Source organism: Kocuria atrinae C3-8 (assembly GCF_000286355.1).
GTDB lineage: Bacteria > Actinomycetota > Actinomycetes > Actinomycetales > Micrococcaceae > Kocuria > Kocuria atrinae_A.
This window is the reverse complement of the sequence record NZ_AJXN01000023.1, coordinates 1-1,128: the sequence shown is the minus strand read 5'-3', so window position 1 is coordinate 1,128 and position 1,128 is coordinate 1. Positions and strand designations below refer to the sequence as shown.

2 protein-coding genes are annotated in these 1,128 nt (G+C 67.2%); one reads left to right on the top strand and one right to left on the bottom strand.

Translation table 11 applies throughout. The features are described 5' to 3' along the window. Positions 1-20 precede the first annotated feature (20 nt). Positions 21-413, bottom strand: coding sequence for an Rv2175c family DNA-binding protein (locus tag YO9_RS0103055; RefSeq protein WP_016996191.1), 393 nt, complete (start codon positions 411-413; stop codon positions 21-23). A 272-nt stretch (positions 414-685) separates the two neighbouring features. Between YO9_RS0103055 and YO9_RS16535 the strand changes: the two genes are divergently transcribed. After that, a partial coding sequence (locus YO9_RS16535) for a LysM peptidoglycan-binding domain-containing protein (RefSeq protein ID WP_016996190.1) occupies positions 686-1,128 on the top strand: 443 nt, incomplete at its 3' end.

Here is a 1,128-nt window from a genome sequence, read left to right as displayed (position 1 = left end):
GGTGCGGCGCAGCCGGTAGGCTACCAGCCCAAGGCTTGGGCGCGGCGTCGTACCTCGGTCTTGCGACCTTCGCGCAGCGCGTCCACGGGACGGCCCGGCAGGGAGTCGTCCGCGGTGAACAACCAGCGGATGGCCTCCGCGTCCGTGTAGCGGGCGTCCCGTAACACGGCAATCGTGCCCTTGAGCGCGCTGAGCGGCTGACCGTCCGCCATGAATTCTGCGGGGACCACGCGAATACCGTCCTCGGGACGGCGGACCTCCAGGAACTCGCCCTGGTCCATCATGCGGTGCACCTTGGTGATCTGGATGTCCAGTGCTTCCGCGATGTCCGGCAGGTACGTCCATTCCCCCACCAGGGAATCGAGTTCGGCAAAGGTTTCGGGGCTGATATCGGATGAAGGATTCACGGACAATACTTTGCCACGGTTGGCCGTTCCGGTCAGTTCTTCAACTCGCCCAGTCAGGTCGGGTACTCTGGTCACGCTGTCACGGCTCGCGTGAGTCGGTGGCCTTCCCCTCACCCTCGTACTTAGGCAGGAAGCACGAACATGCCGGTTGAGCCGCCAGAAGATCGCCCGTCCGCTCGTTCCACCTGGGCTCGTCGAGCCACCAAGGGTTCGGCAGTCACCGCGCTAGCCGCACTCTCTGCACTAGGAACACTGGCACCGCCCACGCGCAGTCGCCCGTGACGCCACAGAACAACGGCACCTCCCAGCACGCGCAGGCGCCCGGTGAGATCACCGTGGCCGCCGGTGATTCCGTCTGGTCGCTGGCGACCAAGCACGGCGTGACCGTCACCGAGCTGATGAAGGCCAACAAGATTCCCGCCCACGCCATGGTGCGTCCGGGCGACCGCCTGACGATCCCCAGCGCCCAGGCCAAGGCTGCCGAGAACACACCCGACCAGGCCAAGCCCGCCGACAGGCCGGAACCCAAGTCCCCGACCGCTCGCCACACCATCGCGTCCGGGGACACCATCTGGGATCTCGCGGCCAAGCACGGGGTCAGCGTGCTCGAGCTGCAGGAAGCCAACGACCTCAACGCGTCCTCGCTGCTCCGCCCGGGCCAGGCCCTCAAGATCCCCGGTTCCCAGGCCGCGCCCAAGGCCGACGACGCCGCTCAGGCGCC